This window comes from Kitasatospora papulosa (assembly GCF_000717245.1).
GTDB classification, from domain to species: Bacteria; Actinomycetota; Actinomycetes; order Streptomycetales; family Streptomycetaceae; genus Streptomyces; species Streptomyces papulosus.
Genome location: NZ_JNYQ01000023.1, coordinates 20,806 through 36,752, shown reverse-complemented (window position 1 = coordinate 36,752; position 15,947 = coordinate 20,806). Strand labels below are relative to the sequence as shown.

The following is a 15,947-nucleotide window of genomic DNA, read 5'->3' as shown; positions in this document are numbered from 1 at the left end:
GAGAGCTACGACGCCGGACTCCACCTCCGAGCCTCTCTGATCTGGATCAACGACCTCTTACCGACGACCGAATGATCACAACCTCACACAGGCCCTAGTTCTCACCCCCGTCACCGGCCCCGGCCCGGTGCCGACTGAGCGGTCACGGCCGCCGGCGCCCGCGGTTCCGGCTGAGGCGCGTGGCTGAACATGACGTTCGACGCGGCGGCGCTCCGTCGTAGGGCCGCCGCGGTCCGGGCGCTGTCGGCTCCCGCCCCCAGCGGAATGCCGACGTGGGTGCGCGTGGCTGCCGCTGCCGGAAGCGGTGCCGCTGTTCCACCTCGCAGCGCGAAGGGCTGGCTCCAGTGCTCGACACTCGCGTAGACGGCCCCCAACGCCTGACCGGCATCGGTGAGCACGTACGGGTCTCCGTGCCGGGAGCCCGTCCGCGTGACCAGGCCATCGGCCTGAAGCCGGACAAGTCGCTGCCGTGCGAGGCCGTTGTCCAGACCGGCCGCCTCGGCGATGTGAACGAACCGCATCTGGCCGTCAGCCGAATCGAGGGCCTGAAGCACGGCAGTTGAGTGCCGAAGATGCAGGCGGCGCAGCGCGTCCTCGACACGCTCGGCTTCGGCCATCGGTTCTTGTGTCAGGTGGGCGCGGGACCAGTCCGAGACCGTGCGGAGGACGGGGGCCAGAGACGTGCCGAGCGCGCTGAGCCGGTACGGCGCACCCCGCCGGTCGTCATCGCGGATCACCAATCCGTCAGCGTGCATCGTGGCCAGCCGTTTGCCGACGAACTGCTCACTGACGAAGGGGAGCTGCGCAGCAACGTCGCGGACGCGCACGGGGCCGTTCACCTGGGCCAGGGTCATCGCGGTCCAGGTGGTCCACTTGGGCCCGATCCGGGCGAGAGCCTCCTCGACGCGCTGGGCGTCGATGGAAGCGATGGAGAAGGTGGGAGACAGGCCGGGGGTAGCCATGGTGGGGTCCTTATGAGGATGAGGTCAGCGTGAGCGGGGGGTCGCGAGGGAGGTCCTGGTGACGGGCACGGCGGCCGAGTCGGAGAGCGCGCCTGACGTGGTCCGCGTGGTGGTGCGGCCGAGGGCGGCGGACACCCGGGAGGTCGTCGCGCGACCATCACGCAGGGCGGCTTCCCCCTGCGCAGTGAGCGAGAGGAGCTGGTCGGGCCGGTACACGTTCTCGGTGATGTCCTGATGCAGTAGCCCGTCGGCGACCAGCCGCTGCACGGTCTGCGGGAAGACCGCCGGCTCCTGCCACTGGGCCTTCTCCCGCGAGATGTACGGGTCCTCGCCGATCGCGTTGCGGCGAAAGCGAACACCTCCGGCCGCAACCGCTTCGAGGGCTACCAGCCCGCGCTCCCTGGCGACGGCCCAGTCGTCGTCCCGGTGGGGCCTCGTCTTCTGGCCCTGCCCGTGGCTCTTATTGCTCGCGTGTTGAGCAGGCTCAGGCGAGGACACAGCCGCCGGTAGGCGGACAGGGACTCGACGAGCTGGCTGTATGCCCGGTCCTGCTGGGCCAGGCCGTCTCCGAGGTCCGGGAGAGCTGTCCGCAGCAGCGCGTACGACACCTGGGCTCGGCCGACTTCACCGTGACCAGTGCCTTCGAGCAGCCGCTGAGCCCGCTGGACCGCGTTGAGCACGCTCTCGTGTCGCTCGTCCAACGCCGCTGCGGCTTCGATGACGCGTGTAGCGGCCTGGTGCAGCGGCCCCTCCGGACCATGTGCGAGGGCGGGCACGCTGACATCCCCGACACCGAGCACTTCGACGACGAGATAGGGCCCTGGGTGTGGTCTGCGTCGTACGGGTTCACTCCGTCGCCTCCATCCGGGCGAGCAGGGAGCGGACCAGAGCGGGCAGGCTCCCGGGATCGTTGTCGAGCCGAGGGCGGTCGCTCACTTCGCTGAGGAGATCGGCGTCATCGAGCAGGCCGCTGGAGATCTCCATGCAGGCGTCGGTGATCCGGGCGACGGCGAGCAGCGACTGGGAGAGAACCTCGACGTAGTCGTCCGGCGCGAGGCCGGCGGCCTCGGCTGAGTTGCGGACCGCCTCCAACTCGAGTGCGCTGAAGGCGAAGTCGAACTCGTCGTCCCGCTCAGTACCACCGGGCGCGGCGACGATCGGGGCGCGTGGCTCCGTGGGTATGCCCACGCGGGTACAGATCTCATCGACCGAGGAGGTCAGCTCGGCGAACGACTCGGTGAGCCACCCCAGCGCGGAGGCGTAGGAGGCCAGAGCGAACAGGTCCGCCGAACCAGCAGGGCGTGGCTCGGTGGCCACGAAGCCCTCGAACCGGTCGTTCAGCTCGGTGATCACGCGGGGCCCAGCGGCCAGCGGACCCAAGACGGGATGCAGGTAGGAGCGGGCGGCTGCCGTCGGGTACTCGGCGGCAGGGATGCCGCCGACGTTCTGGGCGGCCTCGGTGAGGAGATCCGCCAGCTCTGAACGGGTCAGCGCAGTATGGTCGTTGGTCATCGCTGGGCGACCTTTCGAGAAGCAGTGGCCGAGGGCGGCGCTGGTGACGGGGCAGCCGCGCGGCCCGTTGTCGGCCGTTCGGTGGTGAGCGTCGAGCGAGACCGGGCGGCCTGCACGCGGGCCTCCGCGGCGGAGTCCGGGCCGACCCCTTGCTGGGGCTCGGTCCGCAGGTGGGCCGCGCGGTAGACCGCGTAGTCCTTCCGGCTGCCGGCCGCCACGAGGTAGATCTCGCGCTTGTGGGTCGAGGTCGGTGGCGCTTGGCGGAACTGGATGACCAGCCGGTAAGAGACCTCCGGGTCGACGTACACCTTGTGGAAGCCGGCGAGGCGGCCCTTCAACGGCAAGCAGTCGTCGCTTCCGTGGACCAGGTTCTGCAGCTCCAGCAAGGCCAAATCGCGCATCTCAGACGGGAGTTACCGCAGGTCGGCGATAGCGTCAGGGTGCGCGGCGAAGGCGAAGCGAGCACGGCTCACAGCAGCCTCCCCTGGACCGCGCGCTGAACCGGGACTGCCGCTGTCGCGCGGGGCGCATCGAGACCGGTCTGCGGTGTCGGCGAGGTACCGGCGGACCGGGAAAGGGCGATGCGGGCAATGCGGGCCCGGACGACAGCACCGTTGTGGTCGCTGTACTCAGGAGGCTCGGGCAGCGGTTCACTGCGCTCGTCCAGCCAGGTCTGGGCGACGCCGACGTCGGGGAAGGCGCCCTCGCGCATCGTGTACGTGCCGGCACCGTGGTTCCACTCCTCGAAGAAGAGGCGAACCGGTGCCTGGGTGGCCTGGGAGTCGTTGACGAGCGTCCACGCCTCGCTGGGGTTGTCGTCAGAGGTGCAGGTGTCGAGGACCTCGTAACGGGTGCCCGACTTCTGGATCTGCTGTTCCACCTGGACGGTGAGGTCGTCGGCGGGCTCGATGTAGTCGCCACCGCGCAATGCGATCCGTTCGAGCGGGCAGCCGCGCTCTGCCAGCCAGTTCTGTGCGAAGGATGCCGTGGCGTGGTGACTCGTCTCGAACGTGAACGTGGACTGCCACAGATCCCGAGCGACTGCGATCGCAACGAGCTGTGGCTCGCCGGGTATCCCCCAGGTGACCGATCGGTCGTGGGCGAGGACGAAGCTGTGCGAACCGTTGGGCGTGGTGCGGTGCTGGGACAGCACCGTCAAGTCGCCAGACCAGAGGGCCTCCATCGCCTCCTCGGAGCCGTCGTCGACCGGCGAGAGATCGTCGAGGCCGAAGTCGAGAACGTCGTTCACGCCGCCACCCCCGCCTGCTCGGGCGCCGGGGTGGCCAGCACCCGGTGATTCGGGCGAGTTGCGCTGGTCGTGCAGGCCGCGAAGGGTCCGTCGGGTGCACGCAGGTGCGCCAGGGTCTGGTCCAGGTGGTCGCGGTGCCAGGTCGAGGGGCCGGACAGGCCGGCCTCCGTGTCGGTGAACTGCTGCCAGGCGAGCCAGAGTGCGTGGAGCCGGGCGACGGCCTCGGGGTGTTCGTGCCAGTGCGCGCACCAGGGGCGGCTCGTGCTGATCTCCCGGCCGTACACCGGCAGGAAGAGGTAGTTCACCCAGTCGCTGAGGGCAGCGAGTTCGACGGCGTATGCCTCGCCGCCCAAGGCGAGGATGAACACCGAGGCGGGGCCGTCGGGCTTCTTGCCGTCAGCTGCCTCGGCTTCCGGAGCGCCGTCCGGCGTCTGGATGGCGCCGGATTCGGGCTCGGAGCCGAGGCGGTCGAGGATGACGCCGTGCTGCCTGACCTCGGCCATGGTCTTGGCGAGGGTGCTGGCGAGGTCGTCGAGGTCTGCGTCGGGGACGCGGTACGGCTCGGGGCCGGGGGAGGTCGGGCTGGTGTCGGCCATGGGGGTGTGCTCCATCTGTGAGACGGCGACATGCCCGAGAGGATCCGGAGAATCAGCGGTTTGGTCCGGCCGGAAGAACGCGGTAGTGGAGCGCTATCGGTCGGCGCAGCGGGGACAGCGGAGAAAGGGGGGTGCCAGCAACTGCAAGGCGCGCGCAGCCTGTTGCGGGACGACGCCGTTGCCGAGCGCGGTGAGCTGCGCTGGACGTCCGAGCCCCGGAGTCGCGGTGACCCAGCCGGCGTCGAGGCCCTGCATCCACTCCACGAAGTCCGCGCGGAGCCGACCGGCCGCGTCCGTGGGGGCCGGGGCAGGACGGGTGAGGCTCTCCCATCGGGCGATGGCGGATCCGTACGCTCCCCATCGCCGGTCCGCGCCCCCGCCTCCGGCGTCTCCTCCGCCCAGAGGGGCAGGACCACCGCCGACAAGGGAGGACGCCATCCCTTCCCGGGTCGGCGGCCCGCGGTGCCCGTGTCGCTGGCCCTCGGGGTCGGCAACAGAGACGCAGCCGCACTGGGCAGGGTCATGTCGCCATTGCCGTGCCGCTGGTTCGGCGAGCCCTTGATTCCGTCCGACGCCTTCGGGGTCGGCAGCAGCAGCCATTCGACCTCGTCGGCCAGGTTCGGACCGTGCCCCCCGCTCTTCCGCTTCGATGGATGCTGGCTGCCGCCGTTCTTGCCGATGTTGCTGGTCGGCGTCTTCAGCAGGGGCTCCGGTGGGCCAGGCGGCGAGGAAGGTCCGTTCGCGGCGGTGCGGGGCCCCGACGTCGGAGGCGCGAAGCACGAGCCATGTCGCGTCGTACCCGAGGTCGGCCAGGGATCCGAGTACGGCACCGAGTGCCCGCAGAGCAGGCTGACCTGCGGTGTCTCCCAGACACCACGGGCAGGGTTCCACGTCGCCAGGGGAACCGGCGGGGGAGGTGAGGAGGCCGCGCACATTCTCGATCACAACCAGGCAGGGTCGGAGGGCTGAGACCGCACGGGCGACGTGCAGCCAGAGCCCGGAGCGGGTCTGGGCGTTGAGTCCGGCCCGGCGGCCGGCGACGGACACATCTTTGACAGGGGAAGCCGGCCGTCAGGACGCACACCCGGGGGACGGTGGACCAGTCGACGGCGGTGATATCGCCCAGGTTCGGGACGCCGGGCCAGTGGCGGGCCAGGATGCGTGAGGCATTCGGGTCGACCTCGGCGTGCCAGGCGAGCGTGCCGCCGAGCGCGGACTGCACGCCCAGGTCGAGGCCGCCGTACCCCGAGCAGAGAGACCCGATCAACGGGGTGGCAAGGCTCGGGGCCGTGGCGCGTAGGTCCGGCGCGGCTGCGGAGATGGGGTCGATCAAGGCGAGTTCCAGGGGCAGAAGAGGCTGGCGGGGAGGGGGCTCACGGGTGGCCGCGCGAGGGTGGTCGGGATGCTGACAGCGTGGGGAGACGGCTGGCCGGGGCTGGAGGTGACGCGCCTGGGCGGGGTGTGCTGCGTGCGCGGGCGGCCTTCACTCGGTCGGGCGGCGGATCGGCCGTCGGCGGCGCGGATGCTGTGGCCTTCGGAGCCGGACTGCTGTTCGCGGTGGCCCAACGGGCACGTACTTCGTCGAGCGGACCGAGCGCGTGCAGGGCGTGGTTGATCAGCCGGCCGGGCCCCAGAACCTCGTCCTGGGCCAGGGTCCGGATGGCTCGCGCGGAGGCGGCGGCGGTGCGGGTGACGGAGGAGCGCATCACCCGCTGTCCGAACCAGTCAGCGCTGCCGGGGACCATGCCTTCGCAGACGGCGGTCAGCTGCTCGCTCGACACTGTGCCGTCGGCCAGCAGGCCGCGTCGCTGGGCCTCCCAGAGGAGGGTGATCCGGTCGATGGGTTCGCCTCGGTGGCGCAGCGCGCCCAGGCACCGGTAGAGCTGCCCGTGGGTAGGGTCGGCGAAGTCTCCCGGCCGCAGCCAGGCCACCACCTCGCCCATGGCCCCCGGCTGTTCGGCGAGGACGGCCAAGAGGAACCGCTCGTCCTCGGCGACTTGGCCGCTCTGCACCGGAGGCGGGATGTCCGCGGCGGCAGAGGGCCCAGCGGTGGGTGGGACCGGTCGAGGGTCGGTTCCCCAGCGTCGTGCCAGGTCGGTGAGTACGCCGGTCAGGACGTCCGCCGTGCGCAAGGCTCCCTCGACCTCGCCCTGGACGGCGTCGGCCCGAGCCGCTTGGTGGAGACGGATCGCGTGCTGGGCGACGGTGCGGTGAATCGCCCCCTCCAGCACCATGCGTCCGTACACCGGTGCGTGCTCGGTTCGGGGACACGCCTGGATCAGAGTGTGGGCGTACGCCGCGGTCAGCCCGCGCACGTGCTGTCCGGCCTCCTCGACCGCGTCGGTCACCCACGACAGCGGCAACGGACCATCGGCCGAGAGCGCGGGATGCCCGTCGTTGCGCAGCTTGCGGAGGGCGGCGAACAGCGCCTGGTGGACGGGCCGATAGAAGTGGTCCGCAGCGAGCCACTCCAGGTGCGTGAGCTGCTTGGGGTCGAGGAGGGCGGCACCGAGGACCGCCTGCTCGGCACTCATCAGTGGGTTCACCGCCGGCCTCCGGGATCAACGGAGGACGCCTCGTCCTGCCGGATGAGGAGGTCGGTGACTGCCTGGTCGGCAGCGGCCATCGACAGCGCGAAGTCGTCCAGGGCGGCGGTGAAGGCGGGATCGGAGGCGGGGACCGAGTCGGCCCCGCCGTCAAGCCACCACCGGCCACCGCGCAGGACGACCGGAGCGTGGGCCAACCGCCCTTGCTGTGGTGTGGGCGCGCTCATGCCGACAGTCCAAGATCGTCCTGGTCGATGCTTTTCGCGAGGGCACGCTCGGTGATGGCCTTCGTGGCGCGAGCGGAAGCCGGGCCGACCACCTTGGCGGAGGGCTCCTTGTACCAGGGCTTGAGGTTGAGCATGGCGACCCGGATGCCGGTGGCCAGCAGCAGAACCTTGCCCTTGGGTAGGGCGCGGATGGCGTCCGGCGGAAGGATCCGCTCCGTGCGCATGCTCACCGAGGTGGACTTGCCGCCCTCGCTGGTCGACATCGAGGTGGTCTGGACGTCGTGATCGCCGACCTGACGGCTGAGCCGGTCGGCGAAGTCCGCGTCATCGATGCCAGATCCGATGATCTTGATGGTGGCGGCGGAGTACAGGGCGTCCATACCGGCCTCGCCCCAGCACCGCTGGCCCTGACGGTAGGACTGCAGGATCGTCATCGGGATGACGCCTCGGCTGCCCAGGTGGCTGTAGAGATCCGGGAGGTCCGAGATGCGGCAGACGTTCGCCGCCTCGTCGAGGACGCACAGGGCGGGCGGGTCGAGCCGTCCGCCGGAGCGCTCGGCGACGATCACGGCCGCGCGCATCACTGCGTCGGCCGCCGCCGCGATGATCGCGGACGCACTGCCGCCGCCGTCCTTGCTCAGCAGGTACAGGGTGTCGCGGGACGTGGCGAAGGCGAACGGCTGGAACTCGGGGAGGCCCTCGTTCGGGGTGACCCAGGCGGCGACGTCCGGGTCGAGCAGGCAGCTCGCGTACTGCCTCGCCGTCTCATAGATGCCGTCACGCGTTTCGGTCGCGCCGGAGACGGTGCCCTGGAGCTGGGCGGCGACGGCATGGTGGCCGGCGTCGGTGAGCAGGTCCACCGGGGTGCGGTCGGCCGGCATCGCGAGCCAGGCCAGGACATCGGTGATCGGCCGTCGGTGGGAAGCGGCAGCGAGGAAGAGGGCGCCGAGGGTGTTGCTCGCGGCGGTCGACCAGAAGTCGGAGCCGCTGGACTCGTCCACGCTCGCTGTCGCGAAGTGCCCCGCCAACCTCTTCGCCCCGGCGAGATCACGGGCGTCAGCGAGGATGTCCCACCACATCTCGCGCGGGTGGTGGGCGATCTGCTGCGGATCGAGGGTCCAGACCGTGCCGACCTTGGCGCGGGCGTCCACCGTCGCGGTGAAGGCGTCGTTCGCGGCCTTGTTACTGGTGAGCAGGACTGGACCCGGTGCCGAGAGGATCGCGGGGATCGCCAGCCCGGACGTCTTGCCGGAACGCGGGGCCATGATCGCGACGATCACGTCCTCCCAGGACGCGCGGACCTCCGTACGACCGGGATCGAGGGTGCCGAGCAGGATGCCGCGGTCAGCGGGCAGGACCTCTTTTACTCTCCCGGCCGCCCAGGCTCGGGCGCAGGCTCTTCGCCTTGGCGACGATCTCCTTGTCCAGCAGCGGCGCCAGGTCCACCTTGCGGGCGAGGCCGGACTTGGAGCCGGCACGCCAGCGCATCCACAGCACCGCAGCGGTGACGACCAGGGCCACGGTGAACAGGCCGGGGGCGACGCGGGCACCGACCATCAGCATGCTGGTGCTCAAGGTCGGCCACAGCACCTCCGGGTGCAGCAGCGCGTCCGTGACGCGGAAGGGGGCCCATGCCCCGCTCCCGACAAAGGTATTGGTGAGATTTCCGGTCAGCCAGGCGACAGAGCCGAAAGCCATGACGGCGCCGAGGACGCCGAACAGTAGGTAGAGGAGCGCGTCCGACCCGGTGGTGGTCGAGGGCACGCTGGTGCGCGGGGATGGCACGGCGATTCCTTGGGTGTGCGAGCGGGCGGGGGCGGGGCGCGCTCGGCTCTCGTGCAGCTCATGGGAGTACTCCTGGACGTCTGAAGCGGAACGTTTCAGCGGGGTCGGCCGGCAGAGCGAGGCGCGGGGGGAGGTGCTGCGGTGGCCGGCGGACTGCCGGTCGACGGCGACGTTCCGGCGCGCGGCGAGGAGGCGCGGGCCGCCCGCTGCCGGTCTGAATCGACGTTCCGGGCGGACGGCACACGAGCAGCCTCGGCACCGAGGACATCGTCGAGCAACTCCCGGCTGCGCAAGACGTTGACCATCTGGTGGTGCCGGGGGCCCGTGCGCTCTGCGGGACAGGCAGCGAGACCGTCCTCGGCGACTTCCAACTGCTCACGGACGTCCTGGAGCATCCCGTACGCGGCGGCCAATCGCGTCCACGTCTCGAAAGTCGGATGGTGATGCGGGTCGTCGAAGTCGAGACGGGCGCGAGTCCAGTCGGCTGCCGAGGCGACGACTTCGGTCAGCTCGGGCAGAGCCCCGACCAGGGCGCCGTTGACCTCCTCGATGATGCCCGCCACCTCATCGGGCGAGGCGTCCTCGTGGAGGCGAGAGATCATCCCGCGGACCGAGTACGGATCGGTGGAAGCGCTAGGCAGGCGCCTGACCTGCAGCGGCTTGTCGGAGCCCGGTGCCGCGCTGCGGTGGGCGAGCCGGATGTTGTGCTGCATGGCCGTACCGACGGCCTCGCCGATGCTGGAGTAGTACTCGGGCACGTTTGCCTCCTCGGGTGAGTGATCATTGACAGGTGGGTCGAGCGGGGACGCGCGACGTACTGGTGGCCGACAGCGGAGAGAGCGGCCGGGGTCACCGTTGGGGGGTTGCGGCGCGCGCTGGGTGACCCGTCACAGAGCAAGGCGCCGGCGCGGAACTGGACGCCGAGGAGACCTTGGCCTGGTTCGCCGCAGGAGGAGTGGCCAGAGCGGCACCACGGTGATCACGGACGCTCCGTGCTGCCGAGTAACTGGTCGAAGCGGCGCCGACGCGGCGTAGCTCGGCCTCGGAATCGACGAGTTCGGACTGGGCCGAGCTGACGAACTCCGAGGCGAAGCCGAACCGGTCGGCGAGCGCATACGCGTCGTCGTCCAGGTCGTTGACCTGTTCTCCCGCTGCTTCCAGCGCCTCCCGGACACGCTCCAGCGCACCATGCTCGGGGTGAAGGAGGTGGTCAACTGCCCGCTGAAGGCTGGCTCCGTCTTCGGCCGCACGGATCTGGTCCGTGATGCTGAGAAGTTCGGCTTCGGCGGCGTAGGGCCCCAGCGCATGCACCGAAGGGCTCATCCGGGCCGTGTCGGGGGACGGCGGAAGGGTGACGTCATAGCGAGCGGCTCGAAGCATCTCGGCCGCATGGCTGGCGATGGCGACCTGGTCGGCGAGCGGAGTGGTGGTGGGCAGGCGATGGCGTCGGCCGTGCCAGTCGTCGATCTGCTTGAAGCCGGCGTGACGGAGGAGCTGCGCGGAGAGGTCATCAGTAGCGCCCTTGGCAACGACGCTGCCGCTGAACTCGGACGTGATGGTGATCGAGGTAGGCACGGAAGTCTCCGGGGCAGAGGGAGCGAAGGACCCGTTGGAGGTGGGCCACTGGGCAGAGCGTCCGGTAAATCCGGGGTTTGGTCCGGCCGAGAATCTCTGGTACAGGCCGCACGGTGGCGGTCAGCCGGGTGCCCCGCCGCAGCAGGGCACCCGGTCGGTCAGAAGAAGGGATTCTCTGTCGGCCGGTCGGCCCCGGTGGCGGCTCGGAGCAGTTCGGTGAGGTCCTCGGGCTCGGACGACCTCTGGTCTATCCACCGCCCGGCGCGGGTCACCGTACGAGCGCTCTCCTCGATCTCCGCCCACTCCGCTTCGCTGGTCGTTGCGTCGAAGGGGGTGCTGCCGAAGAGCACCCCGGGGGTTGGGCAGCAGACCGCAAGGGAAGTCTCTGCCCCGCGGAGCTCCACTGCAGTGGGGCCCCTGCGCCGTAGGCAACGCTGCCCGAATGCAGGGAAAGCTTCAGGGACGGAGTCGATGCATGGTGGAACGACGCATGTCGGTTGCGACCCACTGGGGCAGTTTTGTCGCGGTGGTCGACTCCGGGCGGCTGGTGCGCATCGAGCCGAGGGGCGATGACCCGGCGCCGTCGCCCATCGGCCCCGGAATGGTGACAGCCGCCGATGACCACGCTCGCGTGTTGCGCCCCGCGGTGCGCAAAGGCTGGTTGAACGGCCTGCCGCGCGCCCACGACACGGCCAGAGGCGCGGACGGCTTCGTGGAGGTGAGCTGGGACGACGCTCTCACCTTGGTCAGTGATGAACTGTCTCGGGTGCGTTCGCAGCACGGGGACAGCGCGGTGTTCGGCGGGTCCTACGGCTGGGCCAGTGCGGGCGCCTTCCACAACGCGCAGGGGCAACTCCACCGGTTCCTGGCGTTGGGCGGTGGATACACCGACTCCCGCAACACGTACAGCACTGCGGCTTTGGAGGTCATCCTCCCGCATGTGATCGGCGGGCATCCGTGGAGCTACCAGTCGCGGATGCCGATGTGGGACGAGATCGCCGAGAACTGTGAGCTCGTGGTCGCGTTCGGCGGGCTGGCCCTGAAGAACAGCCAGATCAACCCTGGTGGGCTGGCCAGGCACCAGACGCAGGACCTGCAGCGCCGGTGCCGTGAGGCAGGGGTGCGGTTCGTGAACGTCAGTCCCATCCGCAGCGATGTCGCCGGCTTCCTCGACGCCGAGTGGCTGCCCGTCGTCCCCAACACCGACACCGCAGCGATGCTCGGCATCGCCCACACGATGCTGGTCAACGGCTGGCACGACGAGGACTTCCTCCGCCGGTGCTGCACCGGGTTCGACCGCTTCGCCTCCTACCTGCTCGGCGAGCTCGACGGCACCCCCAAGGACGCGGCCTGGGCGGCGGAGATCACGGGCATCAGCCGTGACGCGATCATCGACCTCGCTCGGCGTCTGACCACCCAGCGCTCGCTCATCATGGTCAACTACGCGGTGCAGCGGGCAGACCACGGCGAACAACCGATCTGGATGTCCGTCGTGCTGGCCGCCATGGCGGGCTCGATGGGCCAGCCTGGCGGCGGCTGGGGCGCGGGTTACGCGACGATGGACGCGACCGGCGTCGCCCCTGGCCGCCCCTCGGTGGCGACGATACCGGCGGTGTCCAACCCCGTTGCGGACTTCATCCCGGTCGCGAGGATCGCCGACACCCTGCTGCATCCGGGGAAGACCATCGACTACGACGGACAGCGGCTCACCTTGCCCGAGCTGCGCCTCGTGTATTGGTGTGGAGGAAACCCGTTCCACCACCACCAGGACCTGCACCGGTTGACCCGCGCCTGGCAGAGGCCCGACACGGTGGTTGTTCACGAAGCCTGGTGGAACACCACGGCTAAGTTCGCGGACATCGTCCTACCTGTCGCTACCGGCCTGGAACGCGACGACTTCGCAGCCGGCTTCTCCGACCCCCACCTCGTCGCGATGCCGAAGGTCCGTGAACCGGAAGGCGAGTCGCGCACCGACCACCACATCTTCGCCGCCTTGGCCGCCCGGCTCGGATACGAGGAGGAGTTCACCCAGTCGCGTTCCGAGATCGAATGGGTTCGTCACCTTTACGAGCAGACGAAGACAGGGCTCGGCGACGAGGCCGCCTTGCCAAGCTTCGAGGACTTCTGGCGCAGCTCCACTGCTGAGCTGCCGGCGCTGGCGGGACCATTTCCCGGGAGCTTCGAGGCGCTCCGCTCAGATCCACAGCGTTTCCCTTTGCCGACGCCGTCGGGCCGGATCGAGATCTTCTCCGAGGAGATCGACTCCTTTGGCTACGACGACTGCGCCGGGCATCCGACGTGGGTCGAACCGACGGAGTGGCTTCACGCTGATCTGGCGGACCGATTCCCGCTGCACTTGATCTCGAATCAGCCCGCCTCACGCCTGCACAGTCAGTACGACAACGGCGGCCGCAGCCTCAGCTCAAAAATTCGAGGGCGTGAGCCCGTGACGCTCAATGCGGCGGACGCCGCGTCGCGCGGCATCGAAAACGGCATGATCGTACGGGTCTACAACGACCGGGGGAGCTGTCTCGCGGGCGCGGTGATATCGGACGACGTCATGCCAGGCGTCGTACAACTGTCCACCGGAGCGTGGTGGGATCCGGTCCAGCCGGGTTTGAGCGGAACCTTGGACCGCCACGGCAATCCGAACGTCCTCACGGCGGATCGACCGTGCTCGCGCCTGTCCCAAGGGCCGAGTGCCCTCAGCGCACTGGTCGACGTCGAGCTGTACGGCGATCCCCCTCCCGAGGTGCTCGCCTTCACACCCCCCGATCTCGAACACTGACACGAAACCTTTCGGCCTCTCTTCGGGCTGGTTTCGTCCCTGCATCGTGGCGTGTGCAGCACAGGCTGCCCGTGTCCCGTCGAGAGGCTCTCGGCTTGCCGTTTGCGCTTGCGTAACGGCATGAATACTGTGCGCATTTGTGACTGCACTTCAAGACCTCAAGTACGGCCAGTGGTTCAGGGGCGCCGACGTCGACGGCGACGGATTTATCACTCAGCAGGACGTCCGCATGATGAGCGAACGCTACGTCGCCGCCCGTCGCACCACGCCGGACTCTCCGGCCGCCCACCTGCTCACCCAAGGGATGGACGGGTTCTGGACGAAGGTGATCGCCCCCATGGACCAGGACGGTGACGGGAAGGTCGATCTGCGGGAAATGACCGAAGGGTTCAAGCGGGTCCTGACCGACCCCGCCCTCTACCCGGAACAGATCGAGCCGGTCACCAACTGCTTCTTCGACCTCGTCGACCTCAACGGAGACGGCAAGATCGACCAGGCGGAGTTCCGGCAGATGTTCGACGCGGTCGCCGGCGTGCCCGGCGAGGACTGCGCTGCGGTCTTCGCCGCCTTGGACCGAGACGGCTCCGGCGCACTGGACCGGGCGGAATTCCACCAGGCGCTCACCGAGTTCTTCTACGGCAACAACCCGAACGCCCCTGCCAACCACCTGTTCGGGAAAGTCGCCGCCTGACGGCTATGAGTACGGCCTGGGACCTGCACGCCCACAGCAATACCGGTGTGGGCGTGCAGCGTGAATACCTCTGGCCAGGACAGCTCCACTGGAATCGATCTTCAGCGAGCTCGCGCCGAGCAGGGGGAGACGGCCGGGCACCTGGTGGCGGGCCGGCGGATGAGGGGTGGACGATCCTTGCCCGCCGCTACCTCTGGCCCAGCCGCTGACCCACCCCGAGACTCCGCCGCGGCATTGTTGCCGCGCTTCCCGGTTGCCGGATCGTCACCGTGGTTGGGCCCCGATCCGGCAGCCCCCACCACTCCCGGCCGACACCCCACAGCGCCATGAGTACGAAGGGCCCCGACCGCTCGGGAGGCCAGGGGCCTTCGCCTCGGGGGAAATGGCGCGTCTCCGACGCCGCGCAGGAATCGGAGCCGCGAACCGCACAGGACCCAACGTGGGGGTCCAGCCCTGTGCGTGCGTCACGCCCTCAACGCGTACAGGCGCGGCAAGGACACGGCTCAGATGCGCTCGTGGAGGTGGGCTTCGAGGAGGGCCCGTCGGGTACCCGGCGTCCGGCTCAGCGAGCGGGCCCGGGGAGGGCCGAGCCACGACGGCGGCCCGTACTACCGGTCACCTGAACCAATCGAGGTCCCCGCCGGCGTCTACTGCTTACCGAGCTCGTCGAGCATCTGCTGTTGGTGGCGGTGGCCGATCGTCTCGTAGCCGATCACGGTGACGAAGGGCGCGAGCATGACCACGAGCAGGCACACCGCGATGGCCACGCCAGCGGCGGCCAGGAGGACGGCCGTGAGCAGTACGGCGATGGTGAGGGCGACCAGAAGGATGTGGAAGCGGTCGGCCGTGGACAGCAGCAGGGTGTGCAGGAGGTAGATCATGAGCATGTAGAGGCCGACAGGGAGCGCGAGGGCGAGGACGACGGCGGTGCCGGAGATCTTGGCGTGATGTTCCATGTACAGGCCTGCCACGTGCAGCCCGGCGCCGGCCGCGGCGACGCCGATGAACAAGGGGATGTGGCCGTAGCCGAAGAGGTATCCGCGCTTGCGTCGGTGTACCAGGATGTCGCCGAACGGCGTCAGGAAGTACATCCACCACATACCGAAGGTCAGGCCCACACCAGCGATGACCACGGCGATGGCGTTCCAGGTCCAGTGCGTGCCGTCCCCGCCGCCCAGGAGATCACCGGAGGAAGCGACGGTACCGACGACCCCCTCGCCGAGGACGATGATCGCGAAGAGTCCGTACCGTTCGGCGACGTGGTGCGGGTGCCAGGGCGTGCCTCCCGCGGAGCCCTGCGTCAGCACCGGCAGGACGAGTTCGAGGGCGCCCAGGATGCCGAACGCAACGAAAACGACGGCGATCGGCATGTGGACGAAGGCCACGACGATCCAGCCTGCCTGGACGATCAGCGTCCAGCGGATGTTGGCCATGCCGACATCGTGGAACGAGGGGGACTGCCGGGCGGCGCGCCACCACTGGAGCACCATCGCGATACGCATCACGACGTAGCCGATGACCATGGCGCGCAGTTCGAGGTGACTGCCCTCCTCGACGGAGTGGAACATCGCGGGCAGGCCGAGCGAGAAGATGACAACGCCGATCATCTGCAGCATCGTCAGGGCCCGGTAGAGCCAGTCGTCGGTGGCGAAGGCGGAGGCGAACCAGCTGAAGCTGATCCAGGCGACGCTGATCGCGAACATCGCCAGCACGAATGCGATGACCGCCTGGGCGGCATGCCCTTCGGCGACCATCTCGGCGAACTGAAACGCCGCTGTGCCGACGGCGACCACGAAGGTCAGGTCGAACAAGAGCTCCAGCGGTGAGGCGGTTCGTCCGTGCTCTTCCGGGTCACGGCCGGTCATGGGGACCAGCCGTCGCGACAGTCCGAGCTTGCCGGACGTGCTGGTGGGTCGTGGTTCATTCATATGCAGCAGTATTTCTGACGCTTCTCGTGCCCGCCCGACCGCACTGCTGGGGCAGCGGCGGAGTTATGTACCGGCCGGGCCCACCATG

General features: G+C 69.4%; 16 protein-coding genes and 2 pseudogenes. 2 read left to right on the top strand and 16 right to left on the bottom strand.

Annotated features, from left to right (window positions below):
* Positions 1–110: 110 nt before the first annotated feature.
* The 15 genes and pseudogenes from IA22_RS34820 to IA22_RS34465 all read right to left on the bottom strand — a co-directional run bounded on the left by IA22_RS34820 (position 111) and on the right by IA22_RS34465 (position 10,802).
* Positions 111–962, bottom strand: coding sequence for a winged helix-turn-helix transcriptional regulator (locus IA22_RS34820; RefSeq protein WP_030125660.1), 852 nt, complete (start codon positions 960–962; stop codon positions 111–113).
* 24 nt (positions 963–986) lie between these two features.
* Complete coding sequence (locus IA22_RS37840; protein ID WP_245229640.1) at positions 987–1,460, bottom strand: hypothetical protein; 474 nt, start codon at positions 1,458–1,460, stop codon at positions 987–989.
* A gap of 348 nt (positions 1,461–1,808) precedes the next feature.
* A complete protein-coding gene (locus IA22_RS0132095) occupies positions 1,809–2,474 on the bottom strand; it encodes a hypothetical protein (RefSeq protein ID WP_030125659.1) in 666 nt (221 codons plus the stop codon).
* Positions 2,471–2,947: pseudogene (locus IA22_RS34475) on the bottom strand (hypothetical protein). The gene IA22_RS0132095 and the pseudogene IA22_RS34475 overlap by 4 nt, the downstream one beginning before the upstream one ends.
* Positions 2,944–3,723, bottom strand: coding sequence for a hypothetical protein (locus IA22_RS0132085; protein ID WP_030125658.1), 780 nt, complete (start codon positions 3,721–3,723; stop codon positions 2,944–2,946). Before IA22_RS0132085 ends, IA22_RS34475 begins: the two are co-directional and overlap by 4 nt.
* Entirely contained in the window at positions 3,720–4,319 is a 600-nt protein-coding gene (locus IA22_RS0132080) for a DUF4913 domain-containing protein (protein ID WP_030125657.1), read from the bottom strand. The genes IA22_RS0132085 and IA22_RS0132080 overlap by 4 nt, the downstream gene beginning before the upstream one ends.
* Before the next feature lie 93 nt (positions 4,320–4,412).
* Entirely contained in the window at positions 4,413–5,366 is a 954-nt protein-coding gene (locus IA22_RS35680) for a DNA cytosine methyltransferase (RefSeq protein ID WP_276329161.1), read from the bottom strand.
* A 73-nt stretch (positions 5,367–5,439) separates the two neighbouring features.
* Positions 5,440–5,541: pseudogene (locus IA22_RS38070) on the bottom strand (DNA cytosine methyltransferase); the annotation flags it as partial.
* Positions 5,542–5,692: 151 nt separating this feature from the next.
* Entirely contained in the window at positions 5,693–6,865 is a 1,173-nt protein-coding gene (locus IA22_RS0132070) for a DnaB-like helicase N-terminal domain-containing protein (RefSeq protein WP_030125656.1), read from the bottom strand.
* Positions 6,862–7,092, bottom strand: coding sequence for a hypothetical protein (locus IA22_RS0132065; RefSeq protein WP_030125655.1), 231 nt, complete (start codon positions 7,090–7,092; stop codon positions 6,862–6,864). Before IA22_RS0132065 ends, IA22_RS0132070 begins: the two co-directional genes overlap by 4 nt.
* Positions 7,089–8,357: a type IV secretory system conjugative DNA transfer family protein gene (locus IA22_RS0132060; protein ID WP_245229638.1), complete on the bottom strand. Its 1,269-nt coding sequence runs from the start codon at positions 8,355–8,357 to the stop codon at positions 7,089–7,091. The genes IA22_RS0132065 and IA22_RS0132060 overlap by 4 nt, the downstream gene beginning before the upstream one ends.
* 79 nt (positions 8,358–8,436) lie before the next feature.
* The gene (locus IA22_RS0132055; RefSeq protein WP_030125653.1) at positions 8,437–8,877 is read right to left on the bottom strand and encodes a hypothetical protein; all 441 of its coding nucleotides are present in this window, start codon (positions 8,875–8,877) and stop codon (positions 8,437–8,439) included.
* A gap of 95 nt (positions 8,878–8,972) precedes the next feature.
* A complete protein-coding gene (locus IA22_RS0132050; protein WP_030125652.1) occupies positions 8,973–9,635 on the bottom strand; it encodes a hypothetical protein in 663 nt (220 codons plus the stop codon).
* A gap of 91 nt (positions 9,636–9,726) precedes the next feature.
* Positions 9,727–10,452, bottom strand: a complete 726-nt coding sequence (locus tag IA22_RS0132045; RefSeq protein WP_030125651.1) for a hypothetical protein — start codon at positions 10,450–10,452, stop codon at positions 9,727–9,729.
* A 158-nt stretch (positions 10,453–10,610) separates the two neighbouring features.
* Positions 10,611–10,802 (bottom strand): hypothetical protein, encoded by a 192-nt coding sequence (locus IA22_RS34465; protein WP_037659769.1) that lies wholly within the window; start codon positions 10,800–10,802, stop codon positions 10,611–10,613.
* A gap of 125 nt (positions 10,803–10,927) precedes the next feature.
* Here IA22_RS34465 and IA22_RS0132035 point away from each other — a divergent pair, with 125 nt between their 5' ends.
* Complete coding sequence (locus IA22_RS0132035) at positions 10,928–13,240, top strand: molybdopterin-dependent oxidoreductase (RefSeq protein ID WP_037659766.1); 2,313 nt, start codon at positions 10,928–10,930, stop codon at positions 13,238–13,240.
* A 139-nt stretch (positions 13,241–13,379) separates the two neighbouring features.
* Positions 13,380–13,931 carry an EF-hand domain-containing protein gene (locus IA22_RS0132030; protein WP_030125649.1) on the top strand — a complete coding sequence of 184 codons (552 nt, stop codon included), beginning with the start codon at positions 13,380–13,382 and terminating at the stop codon, positions 13,929–13,931.
* A 647-nt stretch (positions 13,932–14,578) separates the two neighbouring features.
* On the opposite strand, the gene IA22_RS0132025 is transcribed toward IA22_RS0132030, so the two are convergent.
* A complete protein-coding gene (locus tag IA22_RS0132025; RefSeq protein ID WP_030125648.1) occupies positions 14,579–15,859 on the bottom strand; it encodes a low temperature requirement protein A in 1,281 nt (426 codons plus the stop codon).
* Between the last annotated feature and the right edge of the window lie 88 nt (positions 15,860–15,947).